General features: G+C 54.4%; 18 protein-coding genes and 2 tRNA genes. All 20 read right to left on the bottom strand.

Annotated elements, in window-relative coordinates; translation table 11 throughout:
- Positions 1–10: 10 nt before the first annotated feature.
- Positions 11–415, bottom strand: coding sequence for a methylmalonyl-CoA epimerase (mce, locus tag QK300_RS07830; RefSeq protein WP_281320834.1), 405 nt, complete (start codon positions 413–415; stop codon positions 11–13).
- 37 nt (positions 416–452) lie between these two features.
- Positions 453–2,132, bottom strand: a complete 1,680-nt coding sequence (locus tag QK300_RS07825; protein ID WP_281301137.1) for a ribonuclease J — start codon at positions 2,130–2,132, stop codon at positions 453–455.
- Between the two features lie 11 nt (positions 2,133–2,143).
- Entirely contained in the window at positions 2,144–2,947 is an 804-nt protein-coding gene (locus QK300_RS07820; protein ID WP_281301136.1) for a type III pantothenate kinase, read from the bottom strand.
- A gap of 3 nt (positions 2,948–2,950) precedes the next feature.
- Positions 2,951–3,727: a biotin--[acetyl-CoA-carboxylase] ligase gene (locus QK300_RS07815; RefSeq protein WP_281301135.1), complete on the bottom strand. Its 777-nt coding sequence runs from the start codon at positions 3,725–3,727 to the stop codon at positions 2,951–2,953.
- A gap of 13 nt (positions 3,728–3,740) precedes the next feature.
- The gene (gene nuoN, locus QK300_RS07810; RefSeq protein WP_281301134.1) at positions 3,741–5,174 is read right to left on the bottom strand and encodes an NADH-quinone oxidoreductase subunit NuoN; all 1,434 of its coding nucleotides are present in this window, start codon (positions 5,172–5,174) and stop codon (positions 3,741–3,743) included.
- A 15-nt stretch (positions 5,175–5,189) separates the two neighbouring features.
- On the bottom strand, positions 5,190–6,728 hold the full coding sequence (locus tag QK300_RS07805; protein WP_281301133.1) for an NADH-quinone oxidoreductase subunit M: 1,539 nt from the start codon (positions 6,726–6,728) through the stop codon (positions 5,190–5,192).
- A 3-nt stretch (positions 6,729–6,731) separates the two neighbouring features.
- Complete coding sequence (nuoL, locus tag QK300_RS07800) at positions 6,732–8,669, bottom strand: NADH-quinone oxidoreductase subunit L (protein ID WP_281301132.1); 1,938 nt, start codon at positions 8,667–8,669, stop codon at positions 6,732–6,734.
- Positions 8,670–8,674: 5 nt separating this feature from the next.
- Positions 8,675–8,983, bottom strand: a complete 309-nt coding sequence (nuoK, locus tag QK300_RS07795; protein WP_042084451.1) for an NADH-quinone oxidoreductase subunit NuoK — start codon at positions 8,981–8,983, stop codon at positions 8,675–8,677.
- Positions 8,984–9,025: 42 nt separating this feature from the next.
- On the bottom strand, positions 9,026–9,634 hold the full coding sequence (locus tag QK300_RS07790; protein WP_281301131.1) for an NADH-quinone oxidoreductase subunit J: 609 nt from the start codon (positions 9,632–9,634) through the stop codon (positions 9,026–9,028).
- Between the two features lie 119 nt (positions 9,635–9,753).
- Complete coding sequence (nuoI, locus tag QK300_RS07785) at positions 9,754–10,242, bottom strand: NADH-quinone oxidoreductase subunit NuoI (RefSeq protein ID WP_042084628.1); 489 nt, start codon at positions 10,240–10,242, stop codon at positions 9,754–9,756.
- A 20-nt stretch (positions 10,243–10,262) separates the two neighbouring features.
- Entirely contained in the window at positions 10,263–11,291 is a 1,029-nt protein-coding gene (gene nuoH / locus QK300_RS07780; RefSeq protein WP_281301129.1) for an NADH-quinone oxidoreductase subunit NuoH, read from the bottom strand.
- Positions 11,284–13,341 (bottom strand): NADH-quinone oxidoreductase subunit NuoG, encoded by a 2,058-nt coding sequence (gene nuoG / locus QK300_RS07775; protein ID WP_281301128.1) that lies wholly within the window; start codon positions 13,339–13,341, stop codon positions 11,284–11,286. Before nuoG ends, nuoH begins: the two co-directional genes overlap by 8 nt.
- Before the next feature lie 64 nt (positions 13,342–13,405).
- Positions 13,406–14,701: an NADH-quinone oxidoreductase subunit NuoF gene (nuoF, locus tag QK300_RS07770; protein ID WP_281301127.1), complete on the bottom strand. Its 1,296-nt coding sequence runs from the start codon at positions 14,699–14,701 to the stop codon at positions 13,406–13,408.
- 4 nt (positions 14,702–14,705) lie between these two features.
- Complete coding sequence (nuoE, locus tag QK300_RS07765; RefSeq protein WP_281301126.1) at positions 14,706–15,317, bottom strand: NADH-quinone oxidoreductase subunit NuoE; 612 nt, start codon at positions 15,315–15,317, stop codon at positions 14,706–14,708.
- 15 nt (positions 15,318–15,332) lie between these two features.
- Positions 15,333–16,514: an NADH-quinone oxidoreductase subunit D gene (locus tag QK300_RS07760; RefSeq protein ID WP_348651853.1), complete on the bottom strand. Its 1,182-nt coding sequence runs from the start codon at positions 16,512–16,514 to the stop codon at positions 15,333–15,335.
- The gene (locus tag QK300_RS07755) at positions 16,514–17,137 is read right to left on the bottom strand and encodes an NADH-quinone oxidoreductase subunit C (RefSeq protein WP_281320833.1); all 624 of its coding nucleotides are present in this window, start codon (positions 17,135–17,137) and stop codon (positions 16,514–16,516) included. The genes QK300_RS07760 and QK300_RS07755 overlap by 1 nt, the downstream gene beginning before the upstream one ends.
- An 83-nt stretch (positions 17,138–17,220) precedes the next feature.
- The gene (locus QK300_RS07750; protein ID WP_281301123.1) at positions 17,221–17,772 is read right to left on the bottom strand and encodes an NADH-quinone oxidoreductase subunit B; all 552 of its coding nucleotides are present in this window, start codon (positions 17,770–17,772) and stop codon (positions 17,221–17,223) included.
- Positions 17,763–18,128, bottom strand: coding sequence for an NADH-quinone oxidoreductase subunit A (locus QK300_RS07745; protein ID WP_042084471.1), 366 nt, complete (start codon positions 18,126–18,128; stop codon positions 17,763–17,765). Before QK300_RS07745 ends, QK300_RS07750 begins: the two co-directional genes overlap by 10 nt.
- 288 nt (positions 18,129–18,416) lie before the next feature.
- A tRNA-Asp gene (locus QK300_RS07740) sits at positions 18,417–18,493 on the bottom strand.
- A gap of 58 nt (positions 18,494–18,551) precedes the next feature.
- Positions 18,552–18,628 (bottom strand) — tRNA-Asp (locus QK300_RS07735).
- Positions 18,629–18,890 lie beyond the last annotated feature (262 nt).

The raw sequence follows: 18,890 nt of genomic DNA, 5'->3' as shown, positions 1-18,890 counted from the left end.
TTGATCCAGATCAGACCTGTTCGATTTCAACCAGAGTTCCGTTGAAATCCTTCGGGTGCAAAAAAAGCACCGGCTTGCCATGGGCCCCGATCTTTGGCTCATCATCACCCAATATCCGCAAGCCATCCGCCAAGAGCCGATCCCGGGCCGCATAGATATCATCCACCTCATAGCACAGATGATGAATACCCCCGGCAGGATTGCGCTCCAGAAATTTGGCCACCGGGCTCATTTCGCCCAGGGGATGCAGAAATTCGATCTTGCTATTGGGCAGTTTAACGAAAACCGTGGTCACCCCATGATCGGGCTGATCTTTGGGCGATGACACCTCGGCCCCCAATGTATCGCGATAAAGCTTTGTGGCCGCCTCAAGATCAGGAACCACGATCGCCACATGATTAAGCCGTCCGATCATCATCTGTGCCTTTCGGTGAAGCTATGGATAAAAGCCGTCATAAGGGCTCATCATCAAAGCGGATCACCCGCACGTCAACCTGCGGATTTTTACCGGTTTTGATCCGCAGAAAACGCCGTGCAGCGATACGGGCGCTTTCCGCCACAGTTTTTTCCAGCAGCATTTCCCGGCTCGATAAATTCGTCAGGGCCTGATCGATTTCATCGAGCAGATCGCTTTCAAGGGCACCCCCCGGCTCCATTCCCGCAACGCCTTGGGCGATGATCTCGGGATCACCCAACAAGCTGCCATCATCTTCCTGCAGAATGACAAGGCTGACGAAACCATTTTCCATCAAGCGCCGACGCGCCTGTATGGCTTCATGGTTCACCGCTATCACAGCCTTCCCATCCAGCACCAAACGCCCGGCGGGGGCCTGATCCACCAAAGCCAAAGGCCCCGGCGCCAGACGAATGATATCGCCATTTTTGGGGGCCAATGCGTGGGGCACGCCCAAAGATTTGGCAAAAGCCGCATGATGCTTCAAATGTCGGGCTTCCCCATGCACGGGGATAGCGATCTGCGGCTTGATCCAGCCATACATCCGTTCCAGTTCCGGCCGTCCGGGATGGCCCGAGACATGAATATCGGCATCCCGCTCGGTGATCACATCCACATCCAAAAGCGCCAGTTTATTCATCAGAAAACCCAGCACGCGCTCATTGCCGGGGATGATTTTGGATGAGAAAATCACCGTATCCCCTGCCGCGAGAGAAAGATTGCGATGATCGCCCGCCGCAATGCGTGCCAAAGCGGCTCGGGGCTCGCCCTGCCCGCCGGTGCATAAAATCAGCACTTCATTGCGGGGCAAAGACGATGCCTTGTCCTCGGGCACCGTTTCCGGCCAATCGGGGAGATAGCCGGTTTTCCGTGCCGCCTCGACGATCCGATGCATGGAGCGACCAGCCAGAACGATCTTGCGACCATGTTTTTGCGCTACCTCCGCCACGGTTTTCAGCCGCGCCGCATTCGAGGCAAAGGTGGTGATCACCACCCGGCCTTCCAATGTGCCAACCAGATCGATCAGCGCCGTGCGAACACCTTCTTCCGATCCCGATTGGCGGCTGTTAAACACATTGGTGCTATCGCCGATCATCGCCAGAATGCCGCCATCCCCCATCAGGCCCAGATCGGCCTCTGATGTGGGGCTGCCGATCTGCGGCACATCATCCAGTTTCCAATCACCGGTATGAAAAATGGTCCCATGAGGGGTTTCGATCTTCAGTCCATGGCCTTCAGGAATGGAATGGGCCAAAGGCACATAGGTCACCTTGAAACAGCCCGCTTCCAACGTGCCCCCCACCGGAATGACATGCAATGTCACCTCATTAAGAAGACCGGCTTCGGCCAGTTTTCCCCGCACCAGTTCGGCGGTAAAGGGGGTGGCATAGATCGGGCAACGCAAGCGCTCCCACAAATAAGGAACGGCGCCGATATGATCTTCATGACCATGGGTCAGCACCAAAGCCACCAGATCATCGCGGCGATCCTCGATAAAGCCGGGATCAGGAAACACCAGATCGATGCCGGGCAGCCTGTCATCGCCAAAGGTCATCCCGCAATCAACCATCAACCATTGGCCATTGCACCCGAACAAATTCATGTTCATGCCAATCTCGCCCGATCCGCCCAAGGGGCAGAACACAAGATCGTCGTCTTTCATGCCTTCAAATGTCATCAGAAAAAATCTCAATCCTCATCCGGTACCGGGGTGCATTTATGTTGGTTTTTTAAAAACAACAGTCGCATGCCCGCAATTGTCAGATCATGGTCCACTTGGTCGATGCTTTTCGCCCGACCGTAAAATATCTTTGCCAGACCGCCCGTGGCGATCACCTTCATATCAGCGGCATGTTCAGCGCGCAGGCGCTCATTGATGCCATCAACCAAACCCACATAGCCCCAGAATACGCCCGATTGCATGGCCTCCAGGGTGGAACGACCTGTTACCCGGTCACTCAGCGGGGCTTCAACGGCAATACGCGGCAATTTGGCGGCGGCTTCATGCAGAGCCTTCAGGGATAAATTAATCCCGGGGCTGATCACCCCGCCAAGATAGGCCCCATCGCCGCCAATCACATCAAATGTGGTGGCTGTGCCGAAATCCACAATCACCAAAGGCCCGCCATAGATATGATCGGCCGCCACGGCATTCACCAATCTGTCGGCTCCCACTTCCTGTGGATTATGGACCCGCACATCGACACCTAAATCAACATTGGGATCGCCCACCACCAGCGGATCGCAGCGAAAATAGCGCCGGCACAACAAAACCAGATTGAGCTTGCCCTGCGGCACCACAGTCGCAATCACCGCGCCCTGAATATCGGAGACCGACATTTCAGACAGTTTCAAAAGGGCTGAAATCCAGACCATATATTCATCAGCGGTTCGCTTTTCATCGGTAGAAATGCGCCATTTGCGGATGATCGCCTCGCCATCCAGAAGGGCGAAAACGGTATTGGTATTGCCTTGATCGATCGCTAGTAGCACGGCTCACGCCCCCTTTAGCACCGGAAACACATCACCGGCGGTTATTCTGATCATCCCCGCATGCGGATCAGCCGACTTTCCATCCAATCCCAAAGATCGGGGGCGCAGCAAAAGCGCACCATCATCGGCCAGGCCGCAAAAACGCCCGTGCAATTCAGTCTCTTCAAGGCGCACCACGATATCCGATCCCAAGCCGGTTGCACGGGCCAGCCAATCTTCACGGATCGGGGCGAACCCGTCTTCTTCCCATTGGGCCACGCGGATTTGAGTCGAATGGCTCAGGGCCTTCAGCATATCCAATCGATCGATGGCAAGCCCGATTGCCTTTTGCAACGAAATAGCCGGACGTTCGCTATCATCAGGGGCGTGCAAAAGATTGACGCCCAACCCCATGACCACCCAATCCTGTTCGCTTTCCAGCAAAATTCCGGCAATCTTTGCGCCATCGAGCAGCAGATCATTGGGCCATTTACAGAATAGTCGCCCCGACAGTTCACCCGAGACATGGGTCAGCGCATCATGAAGTGCAAGGGCCGCCACGAAAGACAACTGCGCCCTTTGCGATAAAGGCCGCACCGGACGATAGAGCAAGGAGGCAAATAAATTGCCATCTTTCGAGACCCACTGCCGCCCGCGCCGCCCGCGCCCTTTTTCCTGCACCCGGGCACAAATCCATAAAGGCCCCTGCGCGCCGCTCACCACCCGCCTGCGGGCTTCATCATTGGTGCTATCCACCTGATCAAGCCAAAGGCACGGCACCCCGCCGCCAAGGGCTATCATACCGCTTGGCGCATTAGAAAAGCGATTGTGCTGCAACCCCGGCCGCCACAGTCAAAGGCCAGATCAGCACAAGATGCAAGGGGGAATTGAGCGCCGCTGAAACAAAACCAACAGCCGCAATGCCATTGTCTTTCAATGGTTCGATCGTTTCATTGGGCTCATCGAAATACATCAGCTTTACGATCCGCAGATAATAGACCGCACCCACCGTGGATGTGACAAAGCCCACCACAGCCAGCCAATAGAGCCCGGCATTCACCACCGCCAGAAACACATAGAGCTTGGCGAAAAAACCCGCCAATAAAGGAATGCCGGCCATGCTGAACATCAAGATGGCCATGGCGGCGGCCAAAGCCGGGCGCGATTTTGCAAGGCCCGCCAGATCCGCAATATCTTCGGTCAGGCCATCTTTGCGGCGCATCGACAAGATCAGCGCAAAGGTGCCCGCCGTCATCACCATATAGATCGCCATATACACAAGCACACCCTGCACCCCATCGATGGTGCCGGTGGCAAGCCCGGTGAGGGCATAGCCCATATGGGCAATCGAGCTATAGGCCATCAGCCGCTTGATATTGGTTTGCATCAAGGCCGCGAAAGCCCCCAAAACCATCGAGGCCACAGAAAGCGCAATCACAACCTGCTGCCATTGATCAACCAGATCGGGAAAGGGCACGATCAGGGCGCGGATGAACAAAGCCATCGCCGCCACCTTGGGCGCAATCCCGAAAAAGGCGGTGACGGGTGTAGGCGCACCTTCATAAACATCAGGCGTCCACATATGGAATGGCACCGCAGAGACCTTGAAAGCCAGCCCGGAAATGAGAAAAACGATCCCAAAAATCAGGCCGATGGCATTGGCCCCATCCCCTGCCCCATAAGCGGCGATGGCTTCAAATGACGTGCTCCCCGAAAAGCCATAGATTAAAGAAATGCCATAGAGCATCAGGCCGGAGCTAAGGGCACCCAGAACGAAATATTTCAACCCGGCTTCCGAAGAGCGCAGCTTATCGCGATTGAAGGCGGCGAGGATATAAAGAGACAGGCTTTGCAGTTCCAGACCAATATAAAGGGACAGCAGATCATTGGCCGAAACCATCATCAGCATCCCCAGAACCGCCAGCACGATCAGAACGGGATATTCAAAACGCGCAATCCCCCGTTCCCGCAGATATTGGCCGGAAAGACCAAGGGCAAAAATGGCTCCGGTCAAAATCACGGTTTTCATGAACAGGGCAAAATCATCGGTGATGAAAAGCCCGCCAAAGGCCGTCACCCGGCCCGAGGATGTGGCGATCATGGCAATAAACGCTGCCACAAACAAACCGGAGGCCAGCCAGTTTAAAAGCCCAAAGCTTTTATCTTGATTGAAGACACCGATCATCAAAAGCCCCATGGCCCCCAAAGCGAGGATCAGTTCCGGCAGAACAGTTAGAACGTCTGGCATGTCTCAATCAGTCCTTTATTGGTCATCAAGGGCAGGTTCGGCAGCCTGTACATCGAGAGGATCGGCAAGCGGAGCCGCAATCGAGACCTGATGCGCACGCAACAGCGCCTCGACCGAAGGATTGATCACATCAAGAAAAGGCTTCGGATAAAAACCCATCCACAAAACAACGGCGATCAGTGGCGCGAAAATCGCAATTTCCCGCCCATTCAAATCCCGCAATGCCTTGAGATCTTCTTTGATGAGAGCGCCAAAAAAGATCCTGCGATAAAGATAAAGCATATAGGCTGCGGCCAGAATAACCCCGAGCGCCGCAACAAAGGCAACCCGGCTATCGGCCAGATAAGCCCCGGTGAGCGCGAGGAATTCCCCCACGAAGCCGCTGGTCCCCGGCAGGCCCACAGAGGCCATGGCAAAGATCATGAAGACCAGCGCATATTTCGGCATGATATTGACAAGGCCACCATAGCGCGAAATCTCCCGCGTGTGGAGGCGATCATAAACCACGCCTACACACAAGAATAAAGCGGCTGATACCACACCATGGCTGAGCATCTGAAAAATGCCGCCCCCCACACCCTGCGGATTGAGGGCGAAAATCCCGATGGTCACAAAGCCCATATGCGCGACCGAGCTATAGGCAATCAGCTTTTTCATATCTTCTTGCACTAAAGCCACGAGCGAGGTGTAGACCACCGCCACCATCGACAGGCCAAAGACCAGCCACATCAATGTTTCTGAAGCCTCGGGGAACATGGGGATGGAAAAACGCAAGAAACCATAGCCGCCCATCTTCAGCATCACCCCGGCCAGAATGACCGAACCCGCTGTGGGCGCTTCCACATGGGCATCGGGCAGCCAGGTGTGAACCGGCCACATCGGCATCTTCACCGCAAAGGATGCAAAGAACGCCAGCCAAAGCCATGTTTGCACATGCACCGGGAAATCGGCATCGAGCAAAGTGGGGATATCGGCCGTGCCGGCATCCAGATACATCCACAAGATGGCTACCAGCATCAAAAGCGAACCCAAAAGGGTATAGAGGAAGAATTTGAACGAGGCATAAATGCGCCGCGCACCCCCCCAAACCCCGATGATCAGGAACATCGGGATCAGGCCGCCTTCAAAGAAAATATAGAACAGGAATACATCAAGGGCGCTGAACACACCGATCATCAAGGTTTCCATGACCAGAAAGGCGATCATATAATCCTTGACCCGGCGGGTCACCGATTGCCAGCTGGCCAGAATGCACAAAGGCATCAGGAAGGCCGTTAGAACGATGAACAGCATGGAAATGCCATCCACACCCAGCTTGTAGCGGATCGAGTCTCCGATCCAGGCATGGTCTTCAACAAGCTGAAAGCCAGCTTCGCCCACGTCGAACATGATCCACATGATGACTGCGAGCAAGAGCTCGGCCAATGTGGTGAACATGGCAACATAGCGGATATTCTGTTTTACCTGATCACTCTCGCCACGAATGGAGAGGATCAAAAGCGCGCCAAAAAGTGGAACAAGCAATAGCGCGGTCAGGATGGGCCAATCCGCCATACCTTAAAACCCCCCCCCGGTCAGGACAAAATAGGTGATAACGAGCGCAATGCCGATCAGCATCGCGAAGGCATAATGATAAACATAGCCCGATTGCAGAACCCGCACGCGGCGGGCGGCGGCCATCACCTGCGCGGCGATGCCATCAGGCCCCAATCCATCGATGGTTTTCTGATCCCCCCTCACCCACAGGAAACGACCGATCCAAAAGGCCGGACGGATGAAAATCCGATCATAAAGCTCATCGAAATACCATTTATTGAGCAGGAACTGGTAGGCCGCCGGGAATGTTCTGGCCATCGCTGCGGGCAAGCCGGGCTTTGCGATATAAAAGAGGAAAGAAAGGGCAAAGCCCAAAGCCATCATGCCGGTTGGCAGCCATTTGATCCAGCTTGCAATATGATGGGCTTCATCCATCACATCGCCTTCGGCAGCCACCAGCGATCCCGCCCAGAAGGCCAATCGCCCCTCGCCAATGAAGGCATCGGAAAAAACCACCCCGGCAATCACCGCACCAATCGCCAAGATGGCCAGAGGCACCCACATCACAGCCGGGCTTTCATGCACATGGCTCAGGATTTTCTCATCGGCACGAGGCGTGCCATGGAAGGTCATGAACACCAGCCGCCAGCTATAAAAACTGGTCATGAAGGCGGCAATAACGGTCATCAAAAAGCCAAAGCTCGCTGCCGGATTATGGGTCGCGAAAGCGGATTCGATGATCATATCCTTGGAAAAGAACCCGGCTGTATAGGGAAAGCCGGTGAGCGCCAGCGTGCCCACCATCATCATCAGATAGGTGAGCGGGATCATCTTCGATAAGCCCCCCATCTTGCGCATATCCTGTTCATCCGACATGGCATGAATGACGGAACCCGCACCCAAAAACAGCAGAGCCTTGAAAAAGGCATGGGTGAACAGATGGAAAATAGCCGCCCCATAGGCGGACGCCCCGATAGCGACGAACATATATCCAAGCTGCGAGCAGGTGGAATAAGCAATCACGCGCTTGATATCATTCTGCACAAGGCCAACCGACGCCGCGAAAAAGGCCGTAGCCCCGCCAATAATCATGATCAAAGTGAGCGCGCCGGGTGCCAGTTCCAAAAGAGGCGACATCCGGGCCATCAGAAAGACCCCGGCGGTGACCATGGTCGCAGCATGAATGAGGGCGGAAACGGGCGTCGGTCCCTCCATCGCATCGGGCAGCCAGGTATGCAAAAACAACTGCGCCGATTTCCCCATCGCCCCAACAAACAAAAGCACCGCAATGGTGGTGAGGGCATGCACATCCATCCCTAAAAAGACAAAGCGCGCATCCGCAAAGCCCTCAAGAGATTGGAAAATATCTTCGAAAATCACGGAACCGGTGAGCAGGAAAAGGGCGAAAATGCCCAGGCTGAACCCAAAATCCCCCACCCGATTGACCACAAAAGCCTTGATCGCAGCGGCATTGGCACTGGGTTTTTTGAACCAGAAACCGATCAGCAGATAGGACGCCAGGCCCACCCCTTCCCAGCCAAAGAACATCTGCACCAGATTATCACTGGTCACCAGCATCAGCATCGCAAAGGTAAAGAGCGAGAGATAGGCAAAAAAGCGGGCGCGATGGGGATCATGGCTCATATAGCCAATGGAATACCAGTGCACCAGCGCCGACACCGTATTGACCACCACCAGCATCACCGCTGTCAGGCTATCGATATAAAGCGTCCAATCAAAGCTGAGGCTGCCCGAGCGCACCCATTCCAGCACAAGAATGCGATATTGATTATGATCAAAGGCAACATCCTTCAGCACAAAAGCCGAGAGAATGGCGGATAAGGTGACAAGGCCCGTGGTGATGGCCATGGCGCCGCGATCCCCGATTTGTCTGGCAAACAGACCGGCTATCAGGAAGCCCAGCAAGGGGCCGAAAACGATGATATGAAATTGAGACATCTGGTTCAGCCTTGCATCTGGTTGATCTGCTCAACCGCGATGGTTCCGCGATTACGGAAATACACAACGAGAATGGCCAATCCGATGGCCGCTTCCGCAGCCGCGACCGTCAGCACGAACATGGCGAAAACCTGCCCGGTGAGGTCATTCAGATAGGAAGAAAAGGCAACGAGATTGATGTTCACCGCCAACAGCATCAATTCGATCGACATCAAAATGATGATGACGTTCTTTTTGTTGAGGAAAATTCCGAAGATCCCCAGCGTGAACAAAATCGCCGCAACCGTGAGAAAATGGCCGAGACCGATCTCCATGAATACGTCCTTCTCCAGAGTTGTCCGAATGGCAGATGAGGATCAGATCCCCTCACCCACATTCACTTTTTTGATCTCGATGGTATCTTTAGAATTTCTGCGGTTTTGCGCTGATATATCCTGACGTTTCACCCCGGGCCGACTGCGCAGGGTGAGGACGATGGCACCAATCATCGCCACCAAAAGCACCAGCCCGGACGCCTGAAACACATAAAGATACCGGGTATAGAGAACAGAGCCCAAAGCCGCCGTATTGGTAAGATCGGGATCAGCCGTTAAAGCCGGAGCGGCATCGATGGCCGGTGTCAGTTGCCAGGCCCCCACAACCATCAAAAGTTCAACCAGCAGGATCAAACCCACCAGCGTGCCGATGGGCAGATATTGCAAAAAACCCTCGCGCAGCTCGACATAATTGATATCAAGCATCATCACCACGAAAAGGAACAAAACGGCCACCGCGCCCACATAAACGATCAACAGGATCATTGCCAGAAACTCGGCCCCCAAAAGCAGGAACAAAGCCGCAGCATTGAAAAAGGCCAGGATCAAAAACAAAACCGAATGCACGGGATTGCGTGAAGAAATGACCATGAACCCCGATAAAACCGTGATCGAAGCAAACAGATAAAACGCCAGAGCGGTCAAACTCATTGCCATGTCCCCCGCGTTTTTTCCAAAGTCTGGATGGTGCACATCTCGCGCCCCCTGATGATCAGCATATGTGGCTTCATTCTCATGAGTTTGGCCCCGAACGGGCCGTGGATCGTTTCCTAACGATAAGGCGCATCCTGCGCAAGGTTCGCGGCAATCTCGCGTTCCCAGCGGTCGCCATTATCAAGAAGTTTTGTTTTGTCGTATAAAAGCTCTTCACGGGTTTCCGCCGCAAATTCAAAGTTCGGCCCCTCAACGATGGCATCCACCGGGCAGGCTTCCTGACACAATCCGCAATAGATACACTTCACCATATCGATATCATAGCGAGTGGTACGCCGAGAGCCATCTTCGCGCGGTTCGGCTTCGATGGTAATCGCCAATGCCGGGCAGATGGCTTCGCATAATTTGCAGGCGATGCACCGTTCCTCGCCATTGGGATAGCGCCTCAACGCATGCTCACCCCGAAAACGAGCCGAAAGCCGACCTTTTTCATAAGGATAATTGATAGTTGTTTTGGGCTTCCACATATAGCTGAAGGTCAGCCCCATGGCCTTAACGAATTCCCATAAAAGGAAGCTGCGCGCCGTTCTGTCCAGAAAGGCAATCATGATCTTACCCGCCTCTCTTAATTACCAATATAGCCAAATGCCATGCCCCAGCCGGTGTAGAAAACCACCGCCGCCAAAGACAAAGGCAAAAACACTTTCCAACCCAGCCGCATGAGCTGATCATAGCGATAGCGCGGCACCGTTGCTTTCACCCAGGCAAAGATGAAGAAGAAGAAACAGATCTTGCCGATCATCCACAGCGGGCCGGGAATGAAATCAAGGGCCGGAATAGGCGCATACCATCCACCGAAAAAGAGCACGGAGGTGAGCGCGCACATCAGCAGAATATTGCCATATTCCCCCAGCCAGAACAGCGCGAAGGCCATCGAGCTGTATTCCACCTGATAACCGGCCACCAATTCCGCTTCGGCTTCGGGCAGATCGAAAGGCGGACGATTGGTTTCCGCCATAGCCGAAATCAGAAAGATCACGAACATTGGGAAAAACCAGATGAAATGCCATTGCCAGAAGCCGCCAGCCTGATTTTCGACGATGGCCGAAAGATTGGTAGACCCCGCATAGCTGATCAAAGTGACCAGAACAAAACCCATCGAGACTTCGTAAGATACCATCTGCGCCGCCGAACGCAGCCCGCCCAAAAAGGCATAGCGGGAATTTGAAGCCCAGCCCGACATGATGATCCCATAAACCCCCAAAGAGGAAATGGCAAAGATATATAAAATCCCCACATTGATATCTGCCAGAACCGCCCCGACATCCCAGGGAATAACCGCCCAACCGATCAGGGCCAGAACAAAGGTGAGCATCGGCGCCAGAATGAAGATGCCCTTGTTGGCGCCCGAGGGAACAACGGTTTCCTTGATGAAAAGCTTCAGACCATCGGCAAAGCTTTGGAAAAGACCGAACGGCCCCACCACATTCGGACCCCGGCGCAACTGCATCGCCGCCCAGATCTTGCGATCCGCATAAACCGCAAATGCAACGCCAAGAAGGAGCGGGGCGACAATCGCCATGATCCATGTGACGATGGAAAAAAACCAGGCAGCATCAGTGCCACCATAAATGCCGGCGAGCCATTCAACCATGGGTACCCGTCGCCTCCATTTTCTGACGTTTCACCGCACTGCACTCGGCCATCGTTTTCGAGGCCCGCGCAATCGGATTGCTTTGATAGAAATCGATATGTTTCAGTGGAATAGGCCCTCGGGCTATCGCACCATCAGAGCCGAAATCATCCCATTGGGCCTGCGGACGCACATCCACATCAGCCAGATGCGGCAAGACTTCATAAAGCGCGGAAAGCAGGGCATCAATGCTGTCGAACGGCAAAGGCGCAGGCCCGATTTCCGCCGAAAGGGCACGGAAAATCGTCCAATCCTCGCGCGCCTGCCCGGGCGGGAAGACGGCCCGGTTCGCCAATTGCACCCGCCCTTCCAGATTGAGATAATGCCCCGGCTTTTCCGAATAGGCCGCCGCTGGCAAAATCACATCCGCCTGCTGCACGCCATGATCGCCATGGCTGCCGATATAAACGGTGAAGCAATCGGCAAGGCGCGATGGGTTGATTTCATCCGCCCCCAGCAAAAACACAGCTTTCAATGTCCCAGAGGCAGCATCAGCCAAAATGCCTTCAACGCCACCATCACACACAAGGCCCAAATCCAAAGCACCCACCCGCGCAGCGGCGCTGTGAAGAACATTAAAGCCGTTCCAATCCAGAGACATGAGGCCGAATTTCTCGGCAATATCATGACCAGCCTTCAAAATCGCCGCACCATCCGGACGCGCCAGAGCCTGTTCGCCCAAAATGATCATCGGGCGATCGGCGGCCGCCAGCTTTTTGGCAACCGGATGCTTGCCCGCCAAAATATCGCTTAAAATAGCGGCATCATCGCCAAGCTGCTCAACCGCATAGGTTTGATCAAGGGCCGGGCCGATATTGGCGACTTTCAAACCGCGATGCCGGGTGGCCTTTAGAATCCGGGCATTCAAAATGGCCGCTTCATGGCGCGGATTGGCCCCAACAAGGAGGCAGAAATCCGCTTCCTCGATGCCCGCAATGCCGGTATTGAACAGATAGGATGCCCGCTGGCGGATATCATAGGCCGCACCATTCTGGCGGCATTCAATCCGGCTGGAGCCAAGATTTTTAAGCAGTTCGCGGAAGGCGTAGGTACCTTCAAGCTCATTGAGATCGCCCACCAATCCGGCAATCTGGCTGCCATCAAGGCCCGAGATGCCATCCTTGATCGCGGCAAAGGCTTCCGCCCAGCTGGCTTCCACCAGCTTGCCATCGCGCTTGACATAAGGGCGATCGAGCCGCCCTTTTAAAAGGCCATCACAGGCAAAGCGGGTTTTATCCGAAATCCATTCTTCATTCACATCATCATGATTGCGGGGCAAAATCCGCATCACATCGCGTCCCCGCGCATCGATCCGGATATTCGAGCCCACCGCATCCATGACATCGATGGATTCGGTCTTGATCAATTCCCAGGGCCGGGCATTGAAAGCATAGGGTTTTGAAGTGAGCGCGCCCACCGGGCACAGATCGATCACATTGCCCTGCAATTCGCTTTCCATTGCCTGTTCAAGATAGGTGGTGATCTGCATATTCTCGCCACGATAGATCGCCCCGATTTCGGTGACGCCCGCCACCTCTTCAGAAAAGCGGATGCAGCGGGTGCAATGGATGCAGCGGGTCATGATGGTTTTGACCAGCGGCCCCATATTCTTCTCGGCCACGGCGCGTTTATTTTCATCATAGCGCTTTGCCCCACGGCCATAAGCCATGGTTTCATCCTGCAGATCACATTCGCCGCCCTGATCGCAGATCGGGCAATCCAGCGGATGATTGATCAGCAGAAATTCCAGCACGCCTTCCCGGGCTTTTTTCACCATGGGGCTATCGGTGCGCACTTCCTGACCATCGGCGGCAGGCAAAGCGCAGGATGCCTGTGGCTTGGGTGGTCCGGGTTTCACCTCGACAAGGCACATGCGGCAATTTCCGGCGACCGAAAGACGCTCGTGATAGCAAAAGCGCGGAATTTCAACGCCCGCTTCCTCGCACGCCTGCAAAATCGTCGAGCCGGGCGCAACCTCGATTTCCTTGCCGTTGATTGTCAGCTTTGGCATTCGCGTCTCACCTTAACAGTTTCTTTTGGGTCGAACCTATCGGAGGTCGCGCCCAACAAGGTCTTCATTCGGCAGCTTCGGTCACCTGACGACCATGATAAACATCGATCCGGCGTTCCACCTCATCGCGGAAATGGCGCATCAGCCCCTGAATAGGCCAGGCCGCCGCATCGCCCAAGGCGCAGATGGTATGGCCTTCGACCTGCTTTGAAACATCGAGCAGCATGTCGATCTCTTCTTTTTCCGCCTTGCCCAGCACCAGCCGTTCCATCACCCGCCACATCCAGCCGGTTCCTTCGCGGCAGGGTGTGCATTGGCCACAGGATTCATGCTTGTAGAAATAGCTGAGCCGGGCAATGGCCTTCACGATATCGGTGGATTTATCCATCACGATCACCGCCGCCGTTCCCAGGCCCGATTGCGCTTCCTTCAGGGAGTCGAAATCCATCAACACCGTATCGCAGATGGATTTGGGCAAAAGCGGCACCGATGAGCCGCCGGGAATGACGGCCAGCAGGTTATCCCAGCCCCCCCGCACACCACCGGCATGTTTCTCGATCAGTTCCCGCATGGGGATGCTCATTTCCTCTTCCACATTGCACGGCGTATTCACATGGCCGGAAATACAGAAAATCTTGGTACCCGTATTATTGGGCCGCCCAAAACCGGAAAACCAGCTTGCCCCCCGGCGCAAAATGGTGGGGGCAACCGCAATCGATTCCACATTATTCACGGTGGTTGGGCAGCCAAATACACCCACATTGGCGGGAAATGGCGGCTTCAGGCGGGGCTGGCCCTTTTTGCCCTCAAGACTTTCGATGAGGGCCGTTTCCTCGCCACAAATATAGGCGCCGGCCCCACGATGCACATACACATCATAAGCATAGCCCGAACCGCAGGCATTGCTGCCCAAAAAGCCCTTTTCATAGGCTTGCGCCACGGCCTGCTCCAGCCGTTCAGCCTCGAGAACATATTCTCCGCGAATATAAATATAGGCCGCCCGCGCCCGCATGGCATAGCCCGCCAGCAAAGCCCCTTCGATCAGCTTATGGGGATCATGGCGCATGATTTCGCGGTCTTTGCAGGTGCCGGGCTCGGATTCATCAGCATTGATCACCAGATAGCTTGGGCGACCATCCTTGCTTTCCTTGGGCATGAATGACCATTTCAGCCCGGTGGGAAAGCCTGCCCCCCCCCGCCCGCGCAAGCCGGATTCTTTCATCTCGCCGATGATCCAGTCCTGACCCTTGGCCATGATCTCTTTCGTGCCATCCCAATCACCACGGCTGATGGCCCCATCAATACCCCAGGGCTGGAAGCCATAAAGATTGGTGAAGATGCGGTCCTGATCTTTCAGCATCGCTTTACTCCTTACCCGCTGCGGCGGGAACCATATCGCGCAAGACCACAGGACCCCCTTCAGGGGCAGACGCCTGACGCCCATTTTGCGGACCCGGCGGCGGCACTTCGCCCCGCTTCAGAGCCTTTAAAATCGCGGTCATGCGGTCATAGTCGAGATCTTCATAAAAATCATCATTGATCTGGACCATCGGGGCATTGCAGCAGGCCCCCAAACATTCCACCTCGGTGAGATGAAACAGCATGTCATCCGTGCTTTTGCCCTTTTGCAGGCCCATATCCTTGCAGGCCCGCATCACCTCATCCGATCCCCGCAGCCAGCAGGGCGTGGTGCCGCATAGCTGCACATGATAACGGCCAATGGGCTTTAGGTTGAACATGGTGTAAAAAGTGGCCACCTCAATCACTTGAATTCTGGGCAAGGACAGGATTTCCGCGATTTTCTCAACCGCTTCACTGCTCACCCAGCCGCCATTCTGTGCCTGCGCCAGATAGAGCAAGGGCATCACAGCCGATCTTTGACGACCATCAGGATATTTCGCCAGAATGGTCTTGATTTTTTCCTGATTCTCATCGGAAAAATTGAACGCTCCACCGCTTTCAATGACGTTTAGCATCTCGTCTACCCTTCCTCAGCGGTCAACTTCACCGAACACGATATCGATCGAGCCCAGAACCGCTGGCACATCCGCCAGCATATGACCTTCAAGCATCATGTCCATGGCCTGCAAATGAGCGAAACCGGGCGCCCGGATCTTGCAGCGATAGGGCTTGTTCGTACCATCGGACACCAGATAGACCCCAAATTCCCCCTTCGGCGCCTCCACTGCGGCATAAACCTCACCAGCGGGGATTTTATAGCCTTCGGTATAAAGCTTGAAATGGTGAATCAGGGCTTCCATCGATTGTTTCATCTCGGCCCGACGCGGCGGCGCAATCTTGCGATCCTCGGTCAAAACCTCACCGGCAGGCATCTCGTGAATGCACTGACGCATGATTTTCAAGGATTGCCGCATTTCTTCGACCCGCAAGATGAAGCGATCATAACAATCGCCATGCTTGCCCACGGGAATATCGAAATCCATGCGATCATAAACATCATAGGGCTGCGATTTGCGCAGATCCCAAGCCAATCCGGTTGAGCGCAGCATCGGTCCAGACATCCCCCAATCAAGGGCCTGCTCCTGGCTCACAACACCGATATCCACATTGCGCTGCTTGAAAATCCGGTTATCCACCAGTAGCGTTTCCATATCGGCGATAACCCTGGGAAAGCTTTCGGTCCATTTCCAGATATCATCGATCAGATCGGGCGGCAGATCCTGATGCACCCCGCCGGGGCGGAAATATTTGGCATGCATCCGCGATCCCGAAGCCCGCTCATAAAATTCGCATAAGGTCTCGCGCTCCTCAAAGCCCCACAGGATCGGCGTCAGGGCCCCCACATCCATGGCATGGGTGGTGAGATTGAGGATATGGTTCATGATCCGGGTCAATTCCGCATAAAGCACGCGGATATATTGGCCCCGGATCGGCACATCGATCCGCAGCGCTTTTTCAATGGCCAGCGCATAAGCATGTTCCTGGTTCATCGGCGCGGCATAATCAAGGCGGTCGAAATAGCCAATGGCCTGCAGATAGGTTTTATGCTCGATCAGCTTTTCGGTACCCCGGTGCAGCAGGCCGATATGGGGATCGGTCCGCGCCACAACCTCACCGTCAAGCTCAAGAATCAGACGCAAAACCCCATGCGCCGCAGGATGTTGCGGCCCGAAATTAAGGTGATAGTTCTTGATCTGGCGATCATTTTGCATCATGCGCCTCCCTTTTCAGCGCCATCCGCCTTCTCATCGCCGGGAAGCACTGCGCGCGCGCCTTCCCATGGGCTGAGAAAATCGAAATTGCGAAATTCCTGGGCAAGCTTCACGGGCTCATACACAACACGCTTTTGATCTTCGTCATAGCGCAGTTCAACATAGCCGCTGAGGGGGAAATCCTTGCGCAAAGGATGCCCCTGGAATCCATAATCGGTGAGGATGCGCCGCAAATCGGGATGGCCCGAAACCATAACGCCATACATATCCCACAATTCCCGTTCAAACCAATTGGCAGCCGAGAAAACCGAAACCACCGAAGGCACAGGCGTCCGTTCATCGGCCTCGACCTTGATCCGAACCCGCTGATTGAGATGCATCGACAGCAAATGATAAACCACATCAAAGCGCATGGCACGCTGGGGCCAATCCACCCCGCAAATATCGACCAGAATGCGGAATTTACAGTCGGTATCATCGCGCAGATAGGTCAGAACCTTGACGATCTGATCCGTTCTTGCCGTCACTGTCAGCTCGTCATTGGCGATGGTATAACCCGTCACCTCATTTTCGAGCGCTGTCTCGATATGTTTGCCAAGCTGTTCGAGCGCCGTGGCCGTCATGATCATCATCCGTTCATTGATATCGCGTTCATCATCTGCGCCGCCAAAGCCTTGATCGAGGGCACCCTATGCCCCATCAAAGCCTAGCGGTGCAAGGTGCCGGTGCGACGAATTTTCCGTTGAAGCTGAAGGATTCCATAAAGCAGCGCTTCCGCCGTTGGCGGACATCCCGGCACATAGATATCCACCGGAACGATGCGATCACAGCCCCGCACCACGGAATAGCTATAGTGATAATAGCCCCCGCCATTGGCACAAGACCCCATGGAAATGACATAGCGCGGCTCAGACATCTGATCATAAACCTTGCGCATGGCCGGTGCCATTTTATTGCACAAGGTGCCCGCCACGATCATCACATCGGATTGCCGGGGAGAGGCACGCGGCGCCGCGCCAAAACGCTCCAGATCATAGCGCGGCATATTGGTGTGCATCATCTCGACGGCGCAACAGGCAAGCCCAAAGGTCATCCACCAAAGGCTGCCGGTGCGGGCCCAATTGATCAGATCATCGGCTTTGGCGACCAGAAAACCCTTGTCCGTCAGTTCCGACCGAACATCCTTGAAAAAGGCATCATCTGCGGGGGCGGCAAGACCTTGTGCAGGCGCAACCGATCCTTGGTTCTCTACTCCCATTCCAAAGCCCCTTTCTTCCATTCATAGATGAACCCAACGGTCAATATCCCTAAGAATCCCATCATCGACCAGAAGCCATAAAGGCCGATATCCCCAAGCGCCACCGCCCAAGGGAACAAAAAGGCCACTTCCAGATCGAAAATGATGAAGAGGATCGCAACGAGATAAAAACGCACGTCAAATTGTGAGCGCGAATCCGAAAAAGGGGCAAAGCCCGATTCATAGGCCGAAAGCTTTTCGCCATCGGGATGCTGTTCCGCAAGGAACCATGCAGCGCCAACGAAAATAACCGAAAAAGCGATGGCCACACCCAAAAAGATGAGGATTGGCAGATAGTTCAACAAATAGGTTTCCACGGAACGCTCCGTAAAGAGATCCAAATCGCTTCAGGCTTTATCCAGATGCCCAAGGCCCTTTGGTTTGAAGACAAGGCCGCATCAAGACAGACGCGACGGTTGCGCTATAGCAAAGATGAGGCCGATTTCAAAGCCCGGCATATGCATAAAGGCATGTGAGGATCATAAAAAGAACAATCGACAGGCTTTGGGCCATTTGTCGCATCATTGTGAACAGATAATTCTGCGAACAATTCGCAACTATAATGCTAATATTGAATGGAATGGACATAATATAAATGGAAAAAGTGGCGGGAGTGACGGGACTTGAACCCGCGGCCTCTGGCGTGACAGGCCAGCGCTCTAACCAACTGAGCTACACCCCCGCAATCGCGAAAGTCCGCGCCCTGTTTATCTGGACAGACAAACAGCATCAACGACGACTGGCGGGAGTGACGGGACTTGAACCCGCGGCCTCTGGCGTGACAGGCCAGCGCTCTAACCAACTGAGCTACACCCCCGCAATCGCGTCGTGGCCGTTGAAATAGGCGGGGAATTGATCTCTGTCAACGCAAATATCGCCTTCTTTTTCCAAATAAACTATGAACCAGAGGCTAGAGCCTAGTTTATCCTCTTACAAATAAGCCAGCCCTGCCCCAATCCCAAAAACACTCGATCAAATCGTAAATTTAGTGTCAAAAAAACAACAATCCATCATATTTACCCAGCCAAGCATGGGCAAATCTTGCATTGACTGCAAGAAAAGCTTAACAAGTCTTCAGT

It is taken from the genome of Iodidimonas sp. MBR-22 (assembly GCF_029946565.1).
Lineage (GTDB): Bacteria > Pseudomonadota > Alphaproteobacteria > Sphingomonadales > Rhodothalassiaceae > Iodidimonas > Iodidimonas nitroreducens.
This window is presented reverse-complemented; position numbering and strand designations above follow the sequence as displayed.